5 protein-coding genes, 1 tRNA gene and 2 pseudogenes are annotated in these 4,640 nt (G+C 56.6%); 6 read left to right on the top strand and 2 right to left on the bottom strand.

Going from position 1 to position 4,640, the window contains the following annotated elements:
• A pseudogene (locus tag PMI02_RS20755) lies at positions 1-449 on the top strand (hypothetical protein); the annotation flags it as partial.
• A gap of 326 nt (positions 450-775) precedes the next feature.
• Positions 776-848 (top strand) — tRNA-Thr (locus PMI02_RS20750).
• A gap of 29 nt (positions 849-877) precedes the next feature.
• Here PMI02_RS20750 and PMI02_RS27365 read toward each other — a convergent pair.
• Positions 878-1,696: a hypothetical protein gene (locus PMI02_RS27365; RefSeq protein WP_007686586.1), complete on the bottom strand. Its 819-nt coding sequence runs from the start codon at positions 1,694-1,696 to the stop codon at positions 878-880.
• A gap of 385 nt (positions 1,697-2,081) precedes the next feature.
• On the opposite strand from PMI02_RS27365, the gene PMI02_RS27360 reads away from it, so the two are divergent.
• Positions 2,082-2,402, top strand: coding sequence for a hypothetical protein (locus PMI02_RS27360; protein ID WP_007686584.1), 321 nt, complete (start codon positions 2,082-2,084; stop codon positions 2,400-2,402).
• 223 nt (positions 2,403-2,625) lie between these two features.
• Here PMI02_RS27360 and PMI02_RS20745 read toward each other — a convergent pair whose 3' ends face one another.
• Positions 2,626-3,288, bottom strand: a complete 663-nt coding sequence (locus PMI02_RS20745) for a hypothetical protein (protein WP_162130168.1) — start codon at positions 3,286-3,288, stop codon at positions 2,626-2,628.
• Between the two features lie 188 nt (positions 3,289-3,476).
• Between PMI02_RS20745 and PMI02_RS26570 the strand changes: the two genes are divergently transcribed.
• From PMI02_RS26570 to PMI02_RS20730, 3 genes and pseudogenes are all read left to right on the top strand, one after another.
• Complete coding sequence (locus PMI02_RS26570) at positions 3,477-3,662, top strand: YodC family protein (protein ID WP_007686580.1); 186 nt, start codon at positions 3,477-3,479, stop codon at positions 3,660-3,662.
• Positions 3,659-3,919 carry a hypothetical protein gene (locus PMI02_RS20735; RefSeq protein ID WP_007686578.1) on the top strand — a complete coding sequence of 87 codons (261 nt, stop codon included), beginning with the start codon at positions 3,659-3,661 and terminating at the stop codon, positions 3,917-3,919. The genes PMI02_RS26570 and PMI02_RS20735 overlap by 4 nt, the downstream gene beginning before the upstream one ends.
• 114 nt (positions 3,920-4,033) lie before the next feature.
• Positions 4,034-4,640, top strand: a pseudogene (locus PMI02_RS20730) (IS66 family transposase); the annotation flags it as partial.

Below are 4,640 nucleotides of genomic sequence, written 5' to 3'. Positions count from 1 at the left end.
CAGTTGCTGCGCCTGAAGTGCCAGTGGAGGACAACGCATCGCCGGCACCGACCAAGGCTTCGAAGCGACCGGCGGCGGGGAAGGGCACCAAGGCTGTCAGCAAGACTGCTGCGAAGCGGAGCGTTGCCGCCAAGCCAAGTGCTGCCGCTTCGGCCAAGGCCGCTGAAGAAGTCGCCGATGAAGTGACCTCCGCGGAGGGCGGGGCAGCCGCGCCCAAGCGGCGTGGTAAGCTCGGGCTGTTTGGCAAGGCGGCCGGGCAAGGCGGGGCTCCGAAGTCGGCTGAAACCGGAGCCACAGCCTCCACGGATGCGGCTGCGACCGATGGACCGGCGGACGCAGTTGAGGCGAAGGCGGCTGCACCGAAGAAGTCTGCGCCGAAAAAGCGCATGGCGCGGGCGCCGAAGTCGGCGCCTTCTAACCCAACCGCCGTCGAGCCGGCGGGCGAGTAACTGTCAATCGCGGGCGGTGGAGCATTGGCTTCGCCGCCCGTGGCCCCATCGAGCGGTAGCGCCTCCGACCCGGAGGCTTACGGTACCGTTGCGGTAGGAACGTCTGAGGTTGGGACTCTCTGCTCGGTCCGCTCTGGGTAGTCGAAGTGGCGATAGCAGACGCACAACGGCGTTAGTACGCAGAAAGCCCGCGCCTGTATGGTGGCCGTTCACCGTTCCTTTCCCAAGCCTCGAAAACAGGCCTCACGATATCAAACAAACCAGAGGCCACTCTATTACTGAAATTTGTATCTTTTCAGACACCTAAATGACTGATAGAGCTGATCCGGACGTTAGCTTAGCCAGTAAAGCGTCCGTTTTGTAATCGGAGGTCGTCGGTGCGAGTCCGGCACGTTACTAAAATCACCCATCTGGCACCTACGCAGCAGTTATCTTTGGTCGCGGAATTGCCTTTGGGCTCCGGGAACGATATCCCCTGTATGCGGGCACACGCGTTGGAAAAGTCGATCTCTCCATTCAATTTCGGATGACAACGCGCTCGGATCAACTGGCAGGCCCAGTACATGACACCCATTTCCATCGACATGACCGAAAACTTTTGCAGAAGCCTTTCGATAAAGCCCTACCAATTGAGGGGATCCGCCACTTAATGGGTCGATTTTGTTATGCAAGGCGTCACAAAATGCGCTGTAAATCGCGCGAGACGTATTCGTTTGCGATGAAGACTGCCATTGAACTATTTCATTCATGAACGCATCTTCGCCACTTCCCACAGCGGCAAGCAATCGTGATCGCGGATCGCCAACGTATACGTCGATGGCGCGGTCAATGAACTCTCGCTTGCTCACTGAATAGCTAGTTTTCCAAGCCTTGAAAGTGCAGCTAAGACCTGCTCCATCTCGCGCGCCATGGAAAATATGAAAATCTTGGTCGGGCGAGTTATGCCTTCTGCCAATAGAATTTTTCATAGAATCAATAAATATTGCATGACGTTCTTCAGCATCATGTGAATTCTGCCACAGAAATCCCTGCTCAGACAATTCAGTTACCTGGGAAATTACGAGTGATGGGAAAAGTACATCCCCCGCATAACCAAATATGTCAGGGAATTTCCCTCCTGAAAACACTTTTCGGCCGCTATCCCAACGTGAATGCGCCGTCCCCCACGTAATTCGGCTGTCACTGGCAACATAAATCGCACTTGGCCCTCGGGAGTCCACTGCAGTCCATAATATAAGCGTCGTCATACTTTTTCAGTAGACGCTACAAATCAATTAATCTAGTGATGTCAACGGTTTCAAGAGGCAACTCCCAGGCACTCCACCAACTGAGGGGTGTGACGGTCGAGGACCTGCGTCAGCCTAGTGATCTAGGCTGACGCGGCTGGGTTTTCGTGGGTGGATGTTAGAAATAGTGCTCGCCATCTTCCTTCTCAAGCTCAGCGTCCTCCACCTCCCATGCTTCCAGCAACTCCTTGGTGATCCGACAGGTTGAACGGCAGGTCTGGGTCGACGTCGGAAGGGGCGGCTAGCGCCCATCTTTGCCACTCATGGATAAGTTCGCAGATTTCAGAACCGGTCGTTCGCGTGTACCAAGCTTGGTCTCCAAAGAGATCAAGCGAAACGAGGGCCTATGACCGCAGGTGTGATCATAATCATCAAGTCTGTCCTTGCCGTACTGACAGCCGTGTTATCGATCGTCGCCGCAGCCCTCTGGTGGCGATCGGCCGTGGTCCGCGTCTCTCCCGAAAACGCAAACATCGAGCGCGAGAAGCATTTTGCAAGGCATGGGCGTACCGGCTATGCGGCATGGACGCTCTTCGATGGTTCAGACATGGAATTCACTTTGAAGCGGCAGAGCGCTTGGAGCCGTTGGGCTGCTATCGCTGCATCGGCTGCGGCATTCTGCCAGTCGCTCTGCGTCGCGACAGATTGGATTCCATTATCCGGGTGAGGATCAATTCGATTGAGCCATACGACATCGTTGCCAATTAAAATCAGCCAGTCGCAGATGTGCCCCTTTCGGGCGTAGGAGTCCGAATTTCCGAGATATGAAAGCGGCCATTCATTCAGCATCGCTGCTGCATGAGGCGAGGAAAAGCTGCACTTCAGACGTCGGTAATTTGTCGCCGCTCAGAGCGATTTTTCTAACTAGCTATGGCTCTGTTGCGCGGCGCTCACTTCGGCGGCTTGGCCGTACGCAGAACCGGCACCAAAGTGTCTTCGATCAGCTTGACCTGGGCGGCGATAATCTGATCCACCTCGTTTTCCTGGGCGTTGGGGTAACCCTCCCAAATCGTGCTCTCGATTTTTCTCCGAAAGTCGGCATCGGCACCAGCTTTGTCACTGTGATTCGCGTCCACGTACACCTTTACCGTCCAGAACTGGCGGTTCAGCTTCTCAAGGGCGTTCTCCAGATCCTCGCCGAAAAATGCACGCGCCATGGGCTGGCACTCCTCCAACGCCCGCTGGTCATCGCCGGTTGCGTTGATGCGGTTGTAATAGGCCTGTTTGGTAGCAAGGCTCCTGCGCTCATTTTCGGGGAAGGTCTTTTCCCACGCGCCGCTTGCCTTAAGCTGTTCTTCGGCGGTGTCGGTCTCATTCCCCCACATCGCCGGGCTGCGAACGCGCGACAGTCCGCGCCGCACCTTATAGGTCGCTGTCAAGATGCGCTCTGCCTGCTCAATGTGCCGTTCGGTCAGCTTCTGCCGCTTCCAGTTTTCAAAGGTGCGCGAGCCTATGAATGCTGCGCCAATCACAGCCAGCGCGCCCACCACCGTTCCTATCCCAGAAAGCATGGCCCCGGTGGCTGCCCAGTCGATCGTCGTCGTGCAATTCACCGCATTCCCCCCCTTGTGCATTCCTTACCGCTGTATTCCGCCGCACGATCGGTGCGGGTTCAAAAATAATTTTTCGTCGTCCTGTAAGCCGGTGGATCGCGCCTACGTGGATTCTGGCGTCGCAATGTCTATCGGATTGATATTCCACCGATGCTAACCTACGTAATCTCCAACAAAGGGAGCGACGTATGGCTGACAAATTTAAGCCCGACGATTTGGTCGAACTGAAATCCGGTGGTCCTGTAATGACCGTCGAGCGGGTCAACAACCTGCATTCGGGCGAAGTTTCGTATGGATGCTCGTGGTTCGCCGGGGCCAAGGATAGTCATAAGATTTTTGCTGAAGCGGCGCTTAAACTGGCTGACGTAGAATGACCCCCGCCGAAGCCGCCGCATGGATGGTCGATGAACTTTCGCAACGAAAGTATCTCGATCAGGAAACGGTCGCATACAAACTTGTGAAAATCGACAAGTCGCTGACGTATCAAAACGCGAACGGCAATCTGGCCATCGTTAAGCCGGTCCTAGATGCGTTCCGCAAAGCTATGCCCGATGACGTAGTTTGGTCGAGATCGGACAGGCAATGGCGTTACCGCAAGTCATACGACAAGCCCGGTCGGATGCAGGATTGACGTTATGGCGAAACCGACGTGCGCCATAATCGCGAGTGGCAGCTAACCGGTAATTGCTCACGGGGTTGGCAGAAAGGTGTTGCGCGGTATGCGAATGCCTGATTCACCCTGTGCATGCCACCGCCCCCGCTTCATGTCCTGAGCGAAGCCGAGAAGAACGAGCTTCTGCTCGCGCAGCACGATATGATCGAGCGTACGGCGGCGCGGATTTCCGAACTGGAAGAACTGGTCGGCAAGCCTCGCAAGACGTCGAAGAACTCGCATGTCCCGCCCTCGAAGGATGATTTCGGCAAGGGTGGAGGCAAAGGCCGCAAGGCGAAGCCGGGCAAGCGCCCTTCGCGTGAAGGCAAGCATCGCCCACTTGCGGAAACGCCAGACAAGATCGAGCGGGTCATCGCTGCAGCCTGCGGCCATTGCGGAGGCGACGTTTCCGGCCAGACGCAGCGATGCCGGCATCGTTACGATCATATCGACCTGCCACCGATCCACCCGGTCGTGACCCGGGTGGAACTGCTGGGTGGGCGCTGCCGGGGATGTGGACACCGTTATCGTGCGCAGGCTCCTGCCGGCATGGAGCCGGGAACCCCGTTTGGACCCGGCATCCACGCCTTGCTCGCCTATCTGCACCACAGCCATCATGTCAGTTTCGAGCGCCTGTCGCGCATTGCATCGGAACTATTCGGCCTGAGCATCTCCCAAGGCGCCATCGCCAATGCCTTCC

Source organism: Novosphingobium sp. AP12 (genome assembly GCF_000281975.1).
In the GTDB taxonomy this organism is placed as follows: Bacteria; Pseudomonadota; Alphaproteobacteria; order Sphingomonadales; family Sphingomonadaceae; genus Novosphingobium.
The sequence above is the reverse complement of the archived record's forward strand: the minus strand, read 5'-3'. Positions and strand labels throughout refer to the sequence as shown.